The organism is Kitasatospora sp. NBC_00070 (genome assembly GCF_045041205.1).
Lineage (GTDB): Bacteria > Actinomycetota > Actinomycetes > Streptomycetales > Streptomycetaceae > Kitasatospora.
The window spans coordinates 2,292,108-2,310,395 of record NZ_CP108247.1 but is presented as its reverse complement, the minus strand read 5'-3'; the positions used below and the strand labels follow the sequence as shown (position 1 = coordinate 2,310,395).

General features: G+C 70.6%; 16 protein-coding genes. 11 read left to right on the top strand and 5 right to left on the bottom strand.

Annotated elements, in window-relative coordinates:
• Positions 1-33 precede the first annotated feature (33 nt).
• Entirely contained in the window at positions 34-729 is a 696-nt protein-coding gene (locus OHV05_RS10660) for a DUF3159 domain-containing protein (protein ID WP_405021424.1), read from the top strand.
• Between the two features lie 54 nt (positions 730-783).
• Here the strand turns inward: OHV05_RS10660 and OHV05_RS10655 are convergent, their stop codons facing one another.
• Together OHV05_RS10655 and OHV05_RS10650 are read right to left on the bottom strand one after the other, a co-directional pair.
• A complete protein-coding gene (locus OHV05_RS10655; protein ID WP_405017463.1) occupies positions 784-1,455 on the bottom strand; it encodes a potassium channel family protein in 672 nt (223 codons plus the stop codon).
• Positions 1,455-2,123, bottom strand: a complete 669-nt coding sequence (locus tag OHV05_RS10650) for a potassium channel family protein (RefSeq protein ID WP_403046741.1) — start codon at positions 2,121-2,123, stop codon at positions 1,455-1,457. The genes OHV05_RS10655 and OHV05_RS10650 overlap by 1 nt, the downstream gene beginning before the upstream one ends.
• A gap of 244 nt (positions 2,124-2,367) precedes the next feature.
• Between OHV05_RS10650 and OHV05_RS10645 the strand changes: the two genes are divergently transcribed.
• The 3 genes from OHV05_RS10645 to OHV05_RS10635 all read left to right on the top strand — a co-directional run bounded on the left by OHV05_RS10645 (position 2,368) and on the right by OHV05_RS10635 (position 8,412).
• On the top strand, positions 2,368-4,425 hold the full coding sequence (locus tag OHV05_RS10645; RefSeq protein ID WP_405017462.1) for an APC family permease: 2,058 nt from the start codon (positions 2,368-2,370) through the stop codon (positions 4,423-4,425).
• Between the two features lie 308 nt (positions 4,426-4,733).
• Positions 4,734-6,095, top strand: a complete 1,362-nt coding sequence (locus OHV05_RS10640; protein ID WP_405021423.1) for a class I SAM-dependent RNA methyltransferase — start codon at positions 4,734-4,736, stop codon at positions 6,093-6,095.
• A 211-nt stretch (positions 6,096-6,306) separates the two neighbouring features.
• Positions 6,307-8,412 (top strand): DUF2075 domain-containing protein, encoded by a 2,106-nt coding sequence (locus OHV05_RS10635; protein WP_405017461.1) that lies wholly within the window; start codon positions 6,307-6,309, stop codon positions 8,410-8,412.
• A 48-nt stretch (positions 8,413-8,460) separates the two neighbouring features.
• Here the strand turns inward: OHV05_RS10635 and OHV05_RS10630 are convergent, their stop codons facing one another.
• Both OHV05_RS10630 and OHV05_RS10625 read right to left on the bottom strand, forming a co-directional pair.
• The gene (locus tag OHV05_RS10630) at positions 8,461-8,589 is read right to left on the bottom strand and encodes a DUF6408 family protein (RefSeq protein WP_405017460.1); all 129 of its coding nucleotides are present in this window, start codon (positions 8,587-8,589) and stop codon (positions 8,461-8,463) included.
• Positions 8,590-8,856: 267 nt separating this feature from the next.
• Positions 8,857-10,728: a DNA/RNA helicase domain-containing protein gene (locus OHV05_RS10625; protein WP_405017459.1), complete on the bottom strand. Its 1,872-nt coding sequence runs from the start codon at positions 10,726-10,728 to the stop codon at positions 8,857-8,859.
• A gap of 317 nt (positions 10,729-11,045) precedes the next feature.
• Between OHV05_RS10625 and OHV05_RS10620 the strand changes: the two genes are divergently transcribed.
• From OHV05_RS10620 to OHV05_RS10590, 7 genes are all read left to right on the top strand, one after another.
• Positions 11,046-12,281 (top strand): hypothetical protein, encoded by a 1,236-nt coding sequence (locus OHV05_RS10620; protein ID WP_405017458.1) that lies wholly within the window; start codon positions 11,046-11,048, stop codon positions 12,279-12,281.
• A gap of 145 nt (positions 12,282-12,426) precedes the next feature.
• Complete coding sequence (locus OHV05_RS10615; protein WP_403033705.1) at positions 12,427-12,663, top strand: toxin-antitoxin system HicB family antitoxin; 237 nt, start codon at positions 12,427-12,429, stop codon at positions 12,661-12,663.
• Positions 12,660-13,091, top strand: coding sequence for a fic family toxin-antitoxin system, toxin component (locus tag OHV05_RS10610; RefSeq protein ID WP_184919427.1), 432 nt, complete (start codon positions 12,660-12,662; stop codon positions 13,089-13,091). The genes OHV05_RS10615 and OHV05_RS10610 overlap by 4 nt, the downstream gene beginning before the upstream one ends.
• A 43-nt stretch (positions 13,092-13,134) precedes the next feature.
• Positions 13,135-13,968 carry a putative RNA methyltransferase gene (locus OHV05_RS10605; RefSeq protein WP_405017457.1) on the top strand — a complete coding sequence of 278 codons (834 nt, stop codon included), beginning with the start codon at positions 13,135-13,137 and terminating at the stop codon, positions 13,966-13,968.
• A gap of 165 nt (positions 13,969-14,133) precedes the next feature.
• A complete protein-coding gene (locus tag OHV05_RS10600; RefSeq protein WP_405017456.1) occupies positions 14,134-15,414 on the top strand; it encodes an AAA family ATPase in 1,281 nt (426 codons plus the stop codon).
• Between the two features lie 2 nt (positions 15,415-15,416).
• Positions 15,417-15,737, top strand: a complete 321-nt coding sequence (locus OHV05_RS10595; protein WP_405017455.1) for a nucleotide pyrophosphohydrolase — start codon at positions 15,417-15,419, stop codon at positions 15,735-15,737.
• A 196-nt stretch (positions 15,738-15,933) separates the two neighbouring features.
• On the top strand, positions 15,934-16,848 hold the full coding sequence (locus tag OHV05_RS10590; protein WP_405017454.1) for a DUF6099 family protein: 915 nt from the start codon (positions 15,934-15,936) through the stop codon (positions 16,846-16,848).
• A 343-nt stretch (positions 16,849-17,191) separates the two neighbouring features.
• Here the strand turns inward: OHV05_RS10590 and dapD are convergent, their stop codons facing one another.
• Positions 17,192-18,181 carry a 2,3,4,5-tetrahydropyridine-2,6-dicarboxylate N-succinyltransferase gene (gene dapD / locus OHV05_RS10585; RefSeq protein ID WP_405017453.1) on the bottom strand — a complete coding sequence of 330 codons (990 nt, stop codon included), beginning with the start codon at positions 18,179-18,181 and terminating at the stop codon, positions 17,192-17,194.
• Positions 18,182-18,288 lie beyond the last annotated feature (107 nt).

Genomic DNA, 18,288 nt, shown 5'->3' with positions numbered 1-18,288 from the left:
GACCCCGCCGCCCAGCTCGACCTGGCCCAGCCCGTGCCCGCCGCCCTGACGGCGGAGCAGGAGCGGGCCGGGCGCGAGGCAGCCTCGAAGGAGGCGGCCGACACGGTGCTGAAGGCCTTCGGCGGAGTCCGGGGCATGATCGACATGACCCTGCCCGGTCTGCTCTTCATCATCACCTTCAACATCACCCACGAGGTGGCCCCGGCCGCCTGGGCGGCGCTCGGGCTGAGCCTGCTGTTCGTGGTGGTCCGGCTGTTCCGCCGGGAGACCGTCCAGCACGCCTTCAGCGGTGTGTTCGGGGTCGCCCTGGGCGCCTGGATCTCGATGAAGACCGGCAAGGCGGAGAACTTCTACCTGCCCGGCCTGCTCTGGAACGTCGGCTACTGCGTCGGCCTGGCGGTCTCCGCCCTGGTCCGCTGGCCGCTGATCGGGGTGATGCTCGGCCCGATCACCGGCGAGATGTTCACCTGGCGCAAGCAGAACCCGGGCCGGCTCGCCGCGTACACCAAGGCCACCTGGGCCTGGGTGGTGATCATGGGCATCAAGCCGCTGATCCTCTTCCCGCTCTACTTCACCGGGAACGTCAACCTGCTCGGCTGGCTGAAGGTCGCGCTGGGCATCCCGCCGCTGCTGCTGGCGATGTACGTGACCTGGCAGATCCTGCTCAAGGCCCCGCCGCCGATCAAGGCGGAGGTCGACGAGGACGAGCAGGCCGAAGAACCGAAGTGACGCCGAAGGGCCCCACCGCAGTGGGGCCCTTCGTCCGTTCTCGTTCCGTTCCCGCTACTGGGCGCTGGAGCCGGCCGAGAGGAGCTCCTCGAGCTCCTCCTCGCGCTCCTGGGCCGCCACGAAGAGCAGCTCGTCGCCGCCCTCCAGGGTGTCGTCCTTGCCCGGCACCAGCACCCGGCCCTCGCGGATGATGGTCACCAGCGCGGTGTCCGGCGGCCAGGCGACGTCCCCGACCCGGGTACCGACCAGCTCGGTGTCGGCCGCCAGGGTCAGCTCGACCAGGTTGGCGTTGCCCTGGCTGAACCGCATCAGCCGGACCAGGTCGCCGACGCTGACGGCCTCCTCGACCAGCGCCGACATCAGGCGCGGGGTGGAGACGGCGACGTCCACGCCCCAGGACTCGTTGAACAGCCACTCGTTCTTCGGGTTGTTCACCCGGGCGACCACCCGGGGCACCCCGTACTCGGTCTTGGCCAGCAGCGAGACGACCATGTTGACCTTGTCGTCACCGGTGGCGGCGATCACCACGTGGCAGCGCTGCAGGGCGGCCTCGTCCAGCGAGGTGATCTCGCAGGCGTCGGCCAGCAGCCACTCGGCCATCGGGACCCGCTCCACCGAGATGGAGTTCGGGTTCTTGTCGATCAGCAGGACGTCGTGGCCGTTCTCCAGCAGCTCGCCCGCGATCGAACGGCCGACCGCGCCGGCTCCGGCAATGGCGACTCTCATCAGTGCTCATCCTCCTGCGGGCCCTGCGCGAACGCGGCCTCGACGGTGACCAGGTCGGCCCGGCGCAGCATCACGTGCACCAGGTCGCCCTCCTGGACGACGAGTTGAGGGGTCGGCAGGACACCCTCGCCCAGCCGGGTGAGGAACGCGATCCGGGCCCCGGACGCCTCCTCCAGCGCGGTCAGCTTGTGGCCGACCCAGGACGGCGCGTACGCCACCTCGGCGAGCTGCACGCCGCCGCTCGGGTCCTGCCAGAGCGGCTCGCCGCCGCTGGGCAGCAGCCGGCGCAGCATCTGGTCGGCGGTCCACCGGACGGTGGCCACGGTCGGGATGCCCAGGCGCTGGTAGACCTCGGCGCGACGGGGGTCGTAGATCCGGGCCGCGACGTTCTCCACGCCGAAGTTCTCCCGGGCGACCCGGGCGGCGATGATGTTGGAGTTGTCACCGCTGGAGACCGCGGCGAACGCCCCGGCCTCCTCGATCCCGGCCTCGCGCAGGGTGTCCTGGTCGAAGCCGACCCCGGTCACCCGCCGGCCGTTGAAGTGCGAGCCGAGCCGCCGGAAGGCGGTCGGGTCCTGGTCGACCACGGCGACCGAGTGACCTTGTTTCTCGAGCGCGCGCGCGAGGGCCGAACCCACTCGGCCGCAGCCCATGATGACGATGTGCACGGGACTACCTCACCCGGTCCGTTGGGATCATGACCTGCGCAGACACCGCTCATCATCCTTCCGCCCCCGACTCCGGGGGGAGAGTTCGCCGACTCCTCGGCACCGTGTGGCGCGGGGTGTTCCGGATGGTTCCCGCGCATTCATCATCCGACACGCTAGCCCCTCCACCGAACACAGTCCCGACGAAGGGGCCACCAGAGGGCGTCGATCGGAAGGCGACCCCCTACGATTCCTTAACGTGCCTATGCCTGCTGACCTACCGAAACGCATTCTGATCGGCCGCGCGCTGCGCAGCGACAAGCTCGGGGAGACTCTGCTCCCCAAGCGGATCGCCCTGCCGGTGTTCGCCTCCGACGCCCTCTCCTCCGTGGCGTACGCCCCCGAGGAGATCCTGCTCACCCTGTCGGTGGCGGGTGTCTCGGCGATCCACTTCTCCTGGCAGATCGGCATCGTGGTCGCCGTCGTGATGCTCGCGGTGGTGGCCTCGTACCGGCAGAACGTGCACGCGTACCCGAGCGGCGGCGGCGACTACGAGGTCGCCACCGTCAACCACGGGCCGAACTCCGGCCTGGTGGTGGCCGCCGCGCTGATGGTCGACTACGTGCTCACCGTCGCCGTGTCCACCACCTCGGGGGTGGCCAACGTGGTCTCCGCGGTGCCGTCGCTGCGCGGGCACGAGATGGGGATCTCGATCACCCTGGTGGTCGTGCTGATGGGGATCAACCTGCGCGGGGTCCGGGAGTCCGGCAGCGCCTTCGCGATCCCGACCTACGCCTTCATGTTCGGCATCATGGGCATGCTCGGGTACGGGCTGGTCCGGCACTTCCTGTTCGACTCCGAGATGCCCGCCGAGAGCGCCGGCTTCCACCTGGAGGCGCTGCCCGGCGACTCCAACCTGGCCGGGTTCGCGCTGGTCTTCCTGCTGCTGAAGGCGTTCTCCTCGGGCTGTGCCGCACTGACCGGCGTCGAGGCGATCAGCAACGGCGTGCCCGCGTTCCGCAAGCCGAAGAGCAAGAACGCCGCGACCACGCTGCTGATGATGGCGGTCTTCGCGGTCGTGATGTTCATGGGCATCATCTACCTGGCCCGGCTGACCGGTGCCCAGATGGCGGAGGAGCCGAGCCAGCTGGTCGGCGCCCCGGCGGACTACCACCAGAAGACCGCGCTGGCACAGATCAGCGAGGCGGTGTTCTCCAACTTCACCCCGGGCTTCTACTTCATCGCCGCCGTCACCGGGCTGATCCTGGTGCTGGCCGCGAACACCGCCTTCAACGGCTTCCCGGTGCTCGGCTCGATCCTGGCGCAGGACCGCTACCTGCCCCGGCAGCTGCACACCCGCGGTGACCGGCTGGCCTTCTCCAACGGCATCATCCTGCTGGCGGGCGCGGCGATCCTGTTCATCGTGGCGTTCAACGCCGACCCGACCCGGCTGATCCAGCTGTACATCGTCGGCGTCTTCGTCTCCTTCAACATGAGCCAGTCCGGCATGATCCGGCACTGGACCAGGCTGCTGCGGAGCGAGCAGGACCCGAAGAAGCGCTCGCACATGCAGCGCAGCCGGGCGATCAACGCCTTCGGTCTGGTGATGACCATGGCGGTGCTGATCGTGGTGCTGGCCACCAAGATCGGCCACGCCTGGATCGCGATCGCCGCCATGGTGGTGCTGTTCGTGATGATGAAGGCGATCCGCAAGCACTACGACCGGGTCTCCCGCGAGCTGGTCGCCGCCGAGGAGCCGGACGACGTGGTGCTGCCCACCCGGGTGCACGCCATCGTGCTGGTCTCCAAGCTGCACAAGCCGGCCCTCCGCGCGCTGGCGTACGCCCGGCTGACCCGGGCGCACACCCTGGAGGCGGTCACCGTCAACGTGGACCCCAACGACACCGAGGCGCTTCGCCGGGAGTGGGACGAGCGCGGCATCGAGGTGCCGCTCAAGGTGCTCGACTCGCCGTTCCGCGAGGTCACCGGGCCGGTGCTGGAGTACGTGAAGAACCTGCGCCGCAGCAGCCCGCGCGACGTGGTCGCGGTCTACATCCCCGAGTACGTGGTCGGGCACTGGTACGAGCACCTGCTGCACAACCAGAGCGCGCTGCGGCTGAAGGGCCGTCTGCTGTTCAAGCCCGGAGTGATGGTGACCTCCGTACCCTGGCAGTTGGAGTCCTCCGAACGGCGCAAGCCGCAGAAGGCCTGGTCCGCTCCCGGCGCCGTCCGGCGCGGTGAGCCCCGGCCGCAGCGCGTAGAGTCGAGGACTTCCGCATCCGCCAGTACCGCCAGCAACCCCAGCAAGGACGCCGACTCGTGACCCCCAACAACCCGCCCCGTTCCTCCGGCTCCGGCCGTACCGGCAAGGGCAAGGGCAAGTCCGGCTCCGGCAGCAAGCCGGGTCAGGTCGCCCGGCCCCGCTGGGGCGCCCGGCCGGTCCGCCCGGAGGCGACCGACCGTGACGGCTTCACGGCGCAGACCGCGCCGCTCGCGCCGGGGGAGCCCGAGGTGCGCCCGGAGTCCAAGCGCGCGGCCGGCGCTGCTGCGGCCAATGCCGCGAAGAAGCAGACCGTGCGCCCCCCGAAGGCCGCCCGCACCGCCACGCCGGTGGCCCGGGCCGCCCGTCCGCTGAAGACCGACCGGTCCACCAAGGCGTCCACCCCCCGGGTGCCCGCCGGTGACCCGCTGGTCGGCGAGCGCTACGAGGTCGAGGTCGGCGCGGTCGCGCACGGCGGCGGCCACTGCGTGGCCCGGCACGAGGGCCGGGTGCTGTTCGTCCGGCACGCGCTGCCCGGCGAGAAGGTGATCGCCCAGGTCACCGAGGGCACCACCAAGTCCCGCTTCCTGCGCGCCGACGCGGTGGAGATCCTGGAGCCCGCCAAGGACCGGATCGCCGCCCCCTGCCCGTTCTCCGGCCCGGGCAAGTGCGGCGGCTGCGACTGGCAGCACGTCACCCCCGGCGGTCAGCGCAAGCTCAAGGTCGCGGTGCTCACCGAGCAGCTCGCCAAGCTGGCCGGCCTGACCCCGGCCGAGGCCGGCTGGGACGGCAGCGTCGAGCCGGTCGGCGGCAAGCTCCCGCCCGGCGAGGTGCCGGCCTGGCGCACCCGGATCCAGTACGCGGTGGACCCGGCGACCGGCAAGGTCGGCCTGCGCCGGCACCGCTCGCACGAGCTGGAGCCGGTCGACCGCTGCCTGATCGCCGCAGAGGGCATCACCGAGCTCGGCGTCGAGGCCCGCAGCTGGCCCGGCGTCAGCTCGATCGACGTGATCGCCGCGGCCGGTTCCTCCGACCGCCAGGTGATCCTCACCCCGGCCCCGGGCGCCCAGCTCCCGCTGGTCGAGCTCGACAAGCCGGTCTCGATCGCCCGGGTCGACGAGCAGGACCTGATCCACAAGGTGCACGGCCGCTCCTTCGTCCGCGAGCGGGCGGCCGGCCGCACCTGGCGGGTCTCCAACGGCGGCTTCTGGCAGATCCACCCGGAGGCCCCCGAGACCCTGGTCGGCGCCGTCCTGGACGGCCTCGACCCGCAGTGGGGCGAGAGCGCCCTCGACCTCTACTGCGGCGTGGGCCTGTTCGCCGGCGCGCTGGCCGACCGGGTCGGCGAGGACGGTGCCGTCCTCGGCATCGAGTCCAGCAAGCAGGCCGTCGTCGACGCCCGCCACAACCTGGCCACCCTCGACAACGTCCGGATCGAGAACGACCGGGTGGAGACCCTGCTGCCGCGCACCGGCATCACCTCCACCGACCTGATCGTCCTCGACCCGCCCCGCGCGGGCGCCGGCCGCGAGACCGTCGCCCACCTGGCCGGCCTCTCCGCCCGCCGGATCGCCTACGTCGCCTGCGACCCCGCCGCCCTCGCCCGCGACCTCGCCTTCTTCCGCGAGGGCGGCTACCGGCCGGTCTCGCTGCGCGCGTTCGACCTCTTCCCGATGACCCACCACTTCGAGTGCGTGGCCATCCTGGAGCCGATCGCCGAGCAGACGGTCTGACGGTCCGTCACCGATGGGCGCCGGGGCATCCGCCCGGCGCCCATCAGGCTTGCCCGAACATTCGAGCAGTTATTCGGCACATCATCGAACATTTGCGTGCAGATGTTCCCTATAATGACCAGTAACCGTTTGCGGCCCGACGGGCTTCCCGAAGAGGACATGCCCCCACCCGCACGAGTCACTCGTGCTCTGGGGGAATCACCTAGTGTCCATGCTCCTGCTGAAGCTGTCGGCGGAAGACCTGCTCACGCTGCACGCCCGCCGTCGCATGGTGCCGCACCTCGCTGCCAGGTGGTGGCACTTCCGAGGCGCCGACGTCTCCTTGACCGAACGATCCGCGTGGGCGGAGAGCCTGATCAGCCTGGCGAACGACCTGGTGGCGGCCGGTCGCGGAAACGTACAGATGATCGTCGAGTGCGCCGCCACCGTCGACGAGGACGTGCTCTCCAGCAGTGCTCGGCTCATCGACGTGGTCCTGATCGGACGCCACCCGCAGGGGCATCAGCCGTCGGTGCAACTGGTCGAACTCAAGCGGTGGTCGACGGTCACCCGGATCGACGCGGCCACCGCCGACCAGGTGCACGTGGCGGGGATGGGCGTCAAGAAGCATCCGGCTCTGCAATTGCGCGAATACTACGAGGCGTTCACGGGCCGACGTGGGCCGCTCCACGGGATCAACTTCGCATGTGGTGGTTTCGCCTACCTGCACAACGCCACGAGCGAATCGGTGCAGCCGCTGCTCGGAGCTGATGCACCGACCGGGGTGTACGCGCAGGTCTACACGGGCGATCAACGCCGTGAGCTGCAGGCCGCCTTGCAGGTTGCCTTCGCCGAGGATGGTGGGTCCTCCGAGGCCGAGCTGATGCTGCGAAAGCTGGGTCTGCGCAACACGCCACTACTCGACGCCATGATCTGGTCTCGGGGAGATGACACCGTCTTCACGCTGCGCGGTCAGCAGAAGGTGGTTGCCGACCAGATCCTGGAAAGGGCTGCGAGGGTCCTGCCGGATCCTCGGCGCCCGGCTCTGGTCCCGGACGAACAGCGCGTTGTCTTCCTCGTCACCGGCGGTGCGGGGACCGGGAAGACCGCGATCGGTCTGCAGGTCAAGGCGGAACTGGAGGCACAGGGGAGGACGGTGCACTACGCAAGCGGCAGTAGGGCCTTCAACGGAGCCATGCAGGAGCATGTGGGTTACGGCGACCGTGAGTTCAAGGAGACGTTCACCTACTTCTACGACTACGTCACCGCGCCTCTTCCGCCCTTGGACGTCCTGATCTGCGATGAGGCGCACCGACTTCGGGACTTCTCCAGGAACCAGTACTGGAAGCCCGAGCAGCAAGGCACCCGTCCGCAGGTCGATGAACTGCTCGATGCTTCACGGCTGACGGTGTTCTTCCTGGACGAAGGGCAGTCCGTGCGACCGAACGAGGTCGGGACCATCGGACTGATCGAGGAGGTGACCGAGCTACGCCACGCTCGGCTTGTTCGGTTCGGCTTGGAGGAGCAGTTTCGCTGTGGGGGCAGCGACGCCTACATTCGCTGGGTCCGCAGTGTGCTCGGACTGACGGACGGAGCACCGGAGCAGTGGCTGCCGGACGGACTGATGCACATCGAGGTGGCAGACACCCCGGAGGCCCTCGAGCAGATCATCCGTGCCGAAGCCAGGGCAGGTGCCTCCGCCCGCATGGTCGCCGGCTACTGCTGGCCCTGGACCGAGCCGCTCGGAAAGGAGAAGCGGCTGGAAGCGGATGTCCGGATCGGTGAGTGGCACCAGCCGTGGAATGCGAAGAGCAGCAGCTTCTGCGCGGATGGTGCTCCTCCGTCGGACATCTGGTCCGTCCATCCCGGCGGACTGGGTCAGATCGGATGCGTCTACACGGCACAGGGCCTCGAATGGGACTGGTGCGGCGTCATCATGGGCGACGACATGGTCCGCCGCGGCGACCGGTGGGTGTTCCAACGGGGCAAGGAGCGCAAGGAGCCGGGCACGGGCGTCAAACGCGTGGCCGAACCGGGTTCGTTCGACCCCAAGGTGAAACCGCGCAGTGTCGACGACGACGAGTTCGCCCGGTTGATCCGGCACGCCTATCACGTGCTGATGACGAGGGCGAGTCGTGCCACGGTGCTCTACTCCACGGACCGGGAGACGCGCGACTACCTGAAGGAACTCGTCGGCAAGGTGGAGATCCACGGGCTGCGCCCGACCTGGGAGAACCTGCCGAAGGAGGCTCGGAACCCACATCTGCCCCGGCCGGCCAGAGGCCGAAAGACCCGAAGGGCGCGGGGATTCCACGGGCCCGATCTCAAACTGTTCTGATCGCGTGGCAGTGGTGTGGCGGGCTCTCCGGGCCCGCCACTTCCTGCATCAGAAGAGCAGGTGCGCCATCGCGGTCAAGGCCGCCACCAGAACATTGGTGGTGACTCCGACGGCGACATCGATCAGGATCGCGCGGATCCGGTCACGACGCGCAGGCTTGTACTCGGCTGTGGTCAAGGGGCCACCCCTAGGTTGTGAGATCGGAATGGCAGGGGGACGTCCCTGCGGACATCCACGCTCACGTCGGGCGTCACCGCACGACGGGCACAACCACTCTTACCGACAACCTCGTTCGGCCGTACATGACCTGTAGCCCCGTACCCTCCGGGAAGGTGCGCAGCCCGATCAGACTAGCCGCTCGCCCAGCCGCGTGCGCCCGGCTTCGAGCGCCTCGCGCGCCGTGCACGAATTCGCTCCGCGCATCGCCCGTCGTGGCACCTGGTGTCAGTTCCCTTGAGGAACAACGGAACTGAGCATCTGGCGGGTCTCGGGGTCGGTCGAGTAGATGATCGTTCCGATCATGCCTCGGGTCAGCAGCACCTTGTACGTGTTGCGGACGAGTCGGTCGATATCCTCGTCCGATGTGGCCTTGGTGAACGAGGGATCCTTCGACGCGGTCCGGTCCACCAGCCATCGGTCGGTTCGCCAGACCAGGTCCGGACCGAGGATCACACCCGACCAGTCGTACTCGAATCCCTGCGCGGTGTAGACACAGCCGACCTGTCCGAAGCCCGCCGGATCGGTGGCCCAGAGCGGAGCAGGTGGTGCTCCCAGAAGGGAACGGTCGCCATACAGGTTCCACGGTTTCGCCCAGTCGCCGATCACCACGTCGGAGGGGAGGGCGGTCATGGCCGGAGTGATCTTCGTGGTCCACCGCCAGCAGTAGCCCGCTGACAGGCGGGCGCCGTATCCCAGGGTCCGCCGGTCGTCCAGGAAGCGTTCCAGTTCGTGGGGGTTGTCGGCGGTCAGCAACTGCACCTTGCCGTCTGGCTCCCAAGCGACCGGCCCGGTACCCTCCAGGCCGAGCAAGCTGGTCACCCAGCGCAGGTAGGCATCGCTGCCGCCACAGCGGAACTGGCTGTCCAACTCCACCAGCGTGCACTCCAGGCCCTGCTCTGCCGCAGCCAGCCGGATCTGCTCCACGGTCCCCATCTCGCCCGGTCGGACGACCTGGTGTTGGTCCAGGAGAAAAACCGGCACGCGGGCCGCGTCGATCAGCTCGCCGAGTTGAGGGCGTCCGCTCCGCAGGGCGGCCCTGGTGTACCGATTGGCGGAGGTCTTGCGAAGCCGGTGCGCCTCGTCGCAGATGAGCACGTCGAGATCGTTGGGCTCTGCTTGCATGAAGCTGTTGAAGTACTTGAACAGACGCTGGACTTCGGGCTTCCGTGCTCCCGTTACCTTCCGCATCGTCTTGGTGAACGACTGTGAGCCGGTGGCGTGAAGGGCTGGCACGCCACGTCGATACAGGTCGCCGAGCAGGGAGAGAGCGATCACGCTCTTTCCTGAGCCGGGGCCTCCGGTCACGACGACGACCTGCTTGTGGTTGGACCGGCGTGCTCGGCGCACCGCTGCCAGGACCGTCTCGTAGGCCAGTCGCTGCTCGTCCAGCAGCACGAACTGTTCCCGCTCGCGGACTTCGTCGGCGGCGACGGTCATCAGTTGCTTTGAAGGGCGCACCCTGGCCTGAAGGAGATCGTCGGCCGCCGTGGCCCCTGGCTTCGGGGCCAGCCTCGACCGCAGGTGGTCCAGGAAGGCACCGCGCTGTTCGCCCGTGAACATCCGCCCCCGGTGGTTCTCGGTGACCTCGCGCAGTCCGGAGACCCCGAACTCGGTGGCGTTGTGCAGGTAGGCCACTCCGCTGACGGAATCGGGGGCCTGTTCCAGAGCGGCGTTGAACGACACCAGGTAGTCGCAGTAGCCGCGCACCTGCTCGATCGGGTTGAGAACGGGATCCGGATAGGAGGGGATGCGGCAGCGCAGCGGGTCTCCTTCCACCGGGTGGGCCTCACTCCATTGCTTGAGTTCTACGACCACGTACGAGGGCTCGCCGGTGACCGGGTGGACGCCGGCCAGCACCGCGTCCGCCCGCTTGCTGGTGAGCGGCAGCCCGTACTCCAGCAGTACCTCGACCTCGCCGAGTCCGGCTTCCACCAAGGCGTTGGTGAGTGCCGGGATGCTGCGGTCCCAGGACCGCACCTCGGAGTCGTGCGGCCAGTGCCCGTGCCGGTGCAGGAAGTTCTCGGCCAGCAGGTCTGCCAGTCGTCCCTCGAGCTGGGTACGATCGGCCAAGGAAGCCGCAGACTCACGGAACAGCAAAACTATGCTCCCAGACAGCGCGGAATGGCTCGTGCGGTGGGCGAGTCCGCAGAGTCCACCGAGGTGGAACGGAGGCCCGTCGGCCGCTCGGATGGTCCCTGCCATCGTAGGTCAAGGGGTGGATCACACTGCGTGTTCTGATGCTGCCCTCGAATTGACCGATGGTCAGGCGAATTTCGGTGGTGGAGCGCAGGGACGTCTCATGGTGTGGTGAGGCACCACTACGGCAATCGAGGAGTGGGCCGTCCGGGTCGGGCGAAGGGCTGGTCGGCGTTGCCGACCGGGCTCGGGGCCGGGCCGCGCCCTAGCCTGCGGGGATGGTCTCCGATCCGCCGTCAGCCGTGCCGCCGTCCGTGCGGACCACCGCTCTGCGCTTTGGTGCGGCCTGTGCCGGGGCGGCGCCCGCCGTGGTGGTGCGGCTGGCGGGGGTGCATCCGGAGCCGGTGGTGGGGATGGCGGTGTTCGGGCTGGGGGTGCTGTCGGCGGCGCTGTTGCTGATGTGGGCGGCGGAGACGGCGCGGGCGGACATCGCGGGGCCGTTGGCGCTCGCGCTGCTGGCGTTCATCGCGGTGCTGCCGGAGTACGCGGTGGACCTGTGGTTCGCGTACACGGCGGGCACCAGGCCGGAGTACGCGGCGTACGCCGCCGCCAACATGACCGGCGCGAACCGGCTGCTGGTGGGCGTGGGGTGGCCGCTGGTGGCGCTCGCCGCGTACTTCGCGGCGCGCCGGGCCGGCGTGCGCCCCGGGGTGGCGTTGCGGGAGCACCGGCGGATCGACGTGGCGTTCCTCGGGGCGGCGGCCGTGCTCGCGTTCGTGATGCCGCTGACCAGGGAGATCTCCTGGGCGCTGGCGGTGGTGCTGATCGCCTGGTACGCCTACTACCTGTTCCGGATCGGGCGGTGCAGCGAGACCGACGAGGAGGAGCTGATCGGGGTGCCGGCCCGGCTGGCCGAACTGCCCACCGGGCGGCGGCGGATGACGACGGTGCTGGTGTTCGCGGTGGCCGCGGCGGTGGTGTTCGCGTGTGCCGAGCCGTTCGCCACCTCGCTGGTGGACGCGGGGTCCTCGCTCGGGATCGACCGGTTCCTGTTGGTGCAGTGGCTGGCCCCGCTGGCGTCCGAGGCGCCGGAGCTGATCGTGGCGGTGGTGTTCGCCTGGCGGCTGCGCGGCGACGACGGGCTCGGTGCGCTGCTCTCCAGCAAGGTCAACCAGTGGACCTTGCTGATCGCCTGCCTGCCGCTGGCCTACGCCGCAGGTGGCGGCAGCTGGTCACTGCCGCTGGTGGAGCGCCAGGTGGACGAGGTGATGCTGACGGCGGCGCAGACCGTGCTCGCGGTGGTGCTGCTGCTGGACCTGCGCTTCCTGCCGTGGAAGGCGGGGCTGCTGTTCGGGCTGTTCGTGGTCCAGTTCGTGCTGCCCGGCGAGAACGCCCGCCTGCTGCTCGGCTACGTCTACTTGGTGCTCGCGCTCGCCCTGCTCACCCGGCACTGGCGTGAACTCGCCCCGACCGCACGGGCGTTGGGCGGCCGGATCGAGGGCGACCCGCACTGACCCCGCACCGACCCCGCGCTGGTCCCCGCCGGGTCCGTCGCACTCGGCGGTCCGCCGGGGTGCCAACGGGGCCGCGCGCGGGTAAGGGAGTGCGGAGGCCGGAATGCGCCCTTGTTGTGCTAGCACATCGGCGCTAGCGTGAAGCATGGCCAAAAAGCAGCTGAACGTCAGGGTGGACGCCACGACCGCCGAGATCGCCCGGGAGCGGGCCGAGCAGCAGGGGATCAGCATGAACCAGTACATCGAACGGCTCGTGCAGCAGGACATGGGTGAGGCAGGGCGACTGTTCGTCGACACCGCCGCGCAGTTCATGAAGGAGTACGAGACCGCCTTCCTCGCCGAGTTCGAGCGCGGATCCGAGCTGCAGGACGTGCGCCGTTGAAACTTGAGGTAGACCTGTCCTGGCTGCTCATGACAGCCGAGCAGTACACCCCGGGCGACCCGCAGGTGACCGACTACGGATCGCTGCTCGCCTCGGTTGCCCGGCACCAGGCCGAGATCTTCGACATCGCCGTCTACCCCGAGCCGCAGGACCGCGCCGCGGCCCTGATGCACCAACTGATCCGCGTCCCCGCGCTGGAGCGGACCAACGAGCTGTTCGCCACCGCCGTGGCGTACTCCTACCTGGTGGCCAGCGGCTGCACCGTCGCCACCACCGCCCGTGAGGTACGCAGCCTGGCCCGGGCCATCCGGGAGGGCAAGCTCGGCGTCAGCGGAGTCGCCGAGCGGCTGGCCGGCTGGATCGTCGACGACCCCGAGGACGAGGAGGTCAGCGGCGAGGACGACGGCGAAGAGGGCGAAGCTGATTGAGTAGCCTGGTGGTCCACCCCCACACCGGCGAGGACCACCCACGTTGTTGCAGGACATCGAGCGCTACCTGGCCTGCCCGCACTGTGCCCGGCCGCTGACCCTGGACGGCCGGACCCTGCGCTGTGCGGCGGGCCACAGCTTCGACCAGGCCAAGCAGGGCTACGTCAGCCTGCTCGCCGGTGACGCGCACACCGGCACCGGTGACACGGCCGGAATGGTCGCCGCCCGGGGGGACTTCCTGGCCGCCGGCCACTACCTCCCGATCGCCGACGCCCTGGCCGACGCGGCGGCGGGCGGGCCCGACGACGCGACGACGGGCCTGACCGCCGACCTCGGTGCCGGCACCGGCTACTACCTGGCGCACGTGCTGGACCGGACGGGCGGGGCGGGCGCCGCGCTGGACATCTCCAAGTTCGCCCTCCGGCGCGCGGCCAGGGCGCACGCCCGGATCGGCGCGCTGGTCTGCGACGCCTGGCGTCCGCTGCCGCTGCTGGACGGCTCCGCTGATCTGCTGCTCAACGTCTTCGCGCCGCGCAACGGCCCCGAGATCCGTCGGGTGCTCCGCCCCGGTGGCCGGATGCTGCTGGTCTCCCCGACCTCCCGTCACCTCCGGGAACTGGTGGACGCGTTGGGGCTGCTCTCGGTCGACGAGGACAAGGAGCGCCGGACGGACCAGAAGCTCAGCCCCTGGCTGACCCGTACCGACCGGACCGAGGTCGAGTTCCGGCTGCGGCTCTCGCACGCCGAGGTGAACGAGGTGGTCGCGATGGGCCCGAACGCCTGGCACACCGACCCGGCCCGGCTGGCCGCCGCGCTCGCCGAGCTGCCCGACCCGGTCGAGGTGACCGGTTCGGTGCACCTCACCACCTACCGCTGAGCAGCCCGTCCACCCCCGCGGACCCGACCCGGACCCGGGCGTGTGCACCAGACCGGACCCGGACGTGGAAACCGGGCCGAGTCGTGGGACTCACGCGGACTCGTTGGGATGAAGATGCGGCGCAGGCACGTTTCGGCACTTCCGACGGCGGCTAACGTCCCCCGAGTGACCAGCGAAGTCGTCCGTCCCGCCGCCGTCCGCCCCGTGCTCCGCCCCACCGTGGAGGAGCTGCGCCTGACCTCCTTCAAGTCCTACCGGCGGACCACCCTGCCGCTCTCCCCGCTGACCGTGCTGCACGGCCCCTCGGGCGTCGGTAAGTCGAACGCGCTGGACGCGCTGGCCACCCTCTCCCGGCTCTCCCTCGGCGAGCCGATCGGCCCTTCGCTGGACGGGCTGGGCGGCAGTTCGGGCCCGCTCGCGCTGCCGATCCGGGGCGGCATGCTCGGCTGCGTCCCGCACGGCCGGAACGCGATCATCCTCGGCTGCACCGTCCGCTCCGCCGTCGGGCCGATCCGGCTCGAACTGGTGGTCCGCACCGACGGCCCGGTCCGGGTCGCCCGGGAGTGGCTGACCTGCGCGGGGCAGACCCTGGTGGAGACCGGCGAGCAGGACGTCGCGCACGGCCGGGTCAACGTCACCTGGCACAACGACACCCGGCAGGGCGACATCCGGGCGCCGTTCCCCAACGACAGCCTGATCACCGCTCAGATCCCGCTCCGGGTCGCGGGCTCCTCGAACGGCGAGCGCCAGGTGCTGGCCGCCGCCGAGCAGCTGCTCACCGCCCTGCGCGAGGTCTTCCCACTGCACCCGGTGCCCGCGCTGATGCGGGACTGGGCGGAGCCCGAGACGGACGCCAGGCTGCTCGCCTCGGCCGCCAACATCTCGCCCGTGCTGGCCCGGGTGAAGCAGCAGTGCACCCGCCGGTACGGCCGGCTGCTCAAGGCCGTCCAGCAGGCGGCCCCGCACCCGCTGCTCGGCCTGGACGTGGCTCGGCGCGGCCCGGAGGCCCGCGAGCAGCTGCTCGCGGTCTTCGACGAGGGCGTGCTCGGTCGGACGGGGGCGGACCAGGCCTCGGACGGCATGCTGCGGCTGCTGGCCTTCGCCACCGTGCTGCTCACCGGCGCGGGGGTGCTGGACGTCGATCCGGCGGTCGAGGTCCCGGCGGCGCACCGTCAGCTCACCGTGCTGGCCGAGGACCTGGCGGCCGGTCTCGGCGGGGAGCAGGTCTCGGCGCTGCTCCGGCTGGCCAGGGAGGTGTGCCTGAAGGAGGACATCCGGCTGCTGGGCGCGGTGCAGGACGCGGCTCCGGCCCGCGAACCTGGCCTCGGCGTCGAACTGGTCGAGTGCCGGCGCGACCCGGCCAGCGGGCACAGCGTGCTGCGGCCCGAGTCGGCCCGGGTGCCCTTGCAGGGAGCCCGGGGCGGCGACGATGGGGTAGACCTGTAGGCGTGACCGACAAGAGCATCGACGAACTCCAGCAGCGGCTGACCGACTTCGCGGCGGCCCGGGGCTGGGAGCCCTTCCACACCCCGAAGAACCTCGCGGCCGCGCTCAGCGTCGAGGCGGGCGAACTGCTGGAGATCTTCCAGTGGCTGACCCCCGAACAGGCGGCCACGGTGATGGCCGACCCGGACCAGGCGCACCGGGTCCGGGACGAGGTGGCCGACGTGCTGGCGTACCTGCTCCAGTTCTGCACGGCGGTCGGGGTGGACCCGGCGGCCGCGTTGGCCGCCAAGATCGAACGCAATGAGATCCGCTTCCCGGTCTAAGACCGACCGGCACATGGGGGGTGGGTCTAAGCCTGTCCCTCGTGTGGGTGACGGCAGTTGTCCACAGGGGGTGGGTTGTCCACAGCTCCCAGCCTGTTTCGCCCGTACCGCCCGGGCCCGCCGCAGTCTTGCCGCGTGACGCACCGTCGGCGACGACGGTGTGACGGTCGTACGCGAGTGAGGGGAGCGGCGAGGCATGGACGCGCTGCGATTGATCAAGACGGCCCGGCACGCCCTGGCGGAGGCCCGGAGTGTGCCGGACGCACTGGTGGAGGCCTGGCAGGCGGGTCTGCTCACCGAGGCCGTCGGGGCCGGGATCGCCGAGCGGGAGAGCGGGGAGCTGGCCGCCCTCGGGCAGCTGCTCTGCGACGCGGGCGCGCACGCGGTCAGCTGTCTGGAGGAGCCCGGCCCGGCCGAGAGTCCGCAGGAGACGGCGGAGGCGGAGTGGCACCGGTCCGACTGGGGCGGCACCGGCCGGGCCTCCCGGCTGGACGAGCTCGGCGAGCTGGAGCCGGTGCTGACCGAGCTCGGCCTGCTGCTGCACGACATGGCCGAGGCCCTGGTGGTGCTGGCCTGCGGGGCGGACGGGGAGAGCCTGTACTGGCGCTGCATCGACGGCGTGGACGCGGGCTCGGAGTGCAAGGACGTGGTGGTCGAGCTGCTCCGGACGCTCCGTCGGGAGGTCGCCGAGGCGGCCGAGGTGGCCGAGGCGGCGTCCGCCGGTCAGGCCGGTGCCGCGGAGCCGGAGGCCGCGCCAGGAGCGGGCCGGTCGGCGGCGGCCGGTGCCGGACCGGCGGAGAGCCAGGGGGTGCCGACCTTGGTCGTACCGCTGGGGCCGCCGGCCTCGGCGCGGGGCGGTCAGCCCCGGCCGGCGGATTCGGTGGAGCGGTCGTCCGCGTCGCGCTGCTCGCCGGTGCGTCCGGCCGAGGACTGCAGATCGGCGTCCAGCCCCGCAAGGTTGGCGTTCAGGTCGGCGAGCATGCGCTGCATCTGCTCCAGCAGACTGCCGGGGGAGGCCGCCGGGGCGGGCGCGTCCTGCTGCGGTGTAACGGGTGCCTCGGACCAGGGCTCGGACATGAGCGGACCCCTCCAGCTCGGTAGTGCGGTGTGAACCGACGGGCGTCGGTGGCGGAGCCGCCGCTCGGGCAAGCGGCCCCGGCGGTCCAACGACCTCGGCTGACACCCGGTCACCACAGACCACTCGTAGAGGTCCAACACCCGCCCTCGGTCAGTCTCAGGGGTGATCCCGGTTTGCGGCGCGCCCGGCCACTGGGCTAGACGGCCCGGCCGACCCGCGCCGACCGCCTTGGCTGTCGCACCAGGACCGGCATACAGCAGGCCGGAAACGCCGGAGGCGCGGGCCCCGGTCGCCCGGCCCCGCGCCTCCGTAGCCCCACCGGCAGAGTTCCGCCGGTTCAGCTGTCAGTTGTTCACCCACCACCACTGACGGGAGATCAGTTGTGAGCGTGCAGCTCCGCGTTGAGGCCGCCCCACGAGCCGGACCGTGCGATGACCTCGACGGCGCCGGTCTGCGAGTTGCGGCGGAACAGCAGGTTGTCCTGGCCGGACAGCTCCACCGCCTTGGCGATCTTCCCGTCCGGGGTGGTGACCCGGGTGCCGGCCGTCACGTACAGACCGGCCTCCACCACGCAGTCGCTGCCCAGCGAGATGCCGATGCCGGCGTTGGCGCCGAGCAGGCAGCGCTCGCCGACCGAGACGACCTGCTTGCCGCCGCCGGAGAGGGTGCCCATGATCGAGGCGCCGCCACCGATGTCGCTGTGGTCGCCGACCACGACGCCCGCGCTGATCCGGCCCTCGACCATCGAGGTGCCCAGGGTGCCCGCGTTGAAGTTGACGAAGCCCTCGTGCATCACGGTGGTGCCGACGGCCAGGTGCGCCCCGAGCCGGACGCGGTCCGCGTGCGCGATCCGGACACCGGTCGGCGCGACGTAGTCGGTCATCCGGGGGAACTTGTCGATCCCGTACACGGCGAGCTGCCCGCCCTGGGCGCGGACGGCGAGCCGGGCCCGCTCGACCTGGTCCACCGGCACCGGGCCGATCGAGGTCCAGGCGACGTTGGCGAGCAGGCCGAAGAGGCCGTCCAGGTTCTGGCCGTGCGGCTGGACCAGACGGTGGCTCAGCAGGTGCAGACGGAGGTAGGCGTCGTGCGCGTCGAGCGGCTTCTCGTCCAGCGAGGCGATGGTGGTGCGCACCGCGACCACCTCGACGCCCCGGCGGTCGTCGGAGCGCAGCGCCTCGGCGGCGCCCGCGCCGAGCGCCGCGTCGGCCTCCTCGGCGGTCAGCCGGACGGTGCCGGCCGGGCCGGGGGCGGCGGCCAGCTCCGGGTTCGGGTACCAGGTGTCGAGGACGGTGCCGTCGGCGGCGATGGTCGCCAGGCCGACGGCCACGGCACCACTTGCGAGGGAGGAGGTATCAGCAGTCACATCGAGCACGTTAACGAATCTCCGCCCGGGCTGACGAACACGCTCACCGTGCGGACAGCGGCCCGGCCCTCCGAACGGCGCCCGGATGCCCTCCCACCTCGGGGAAA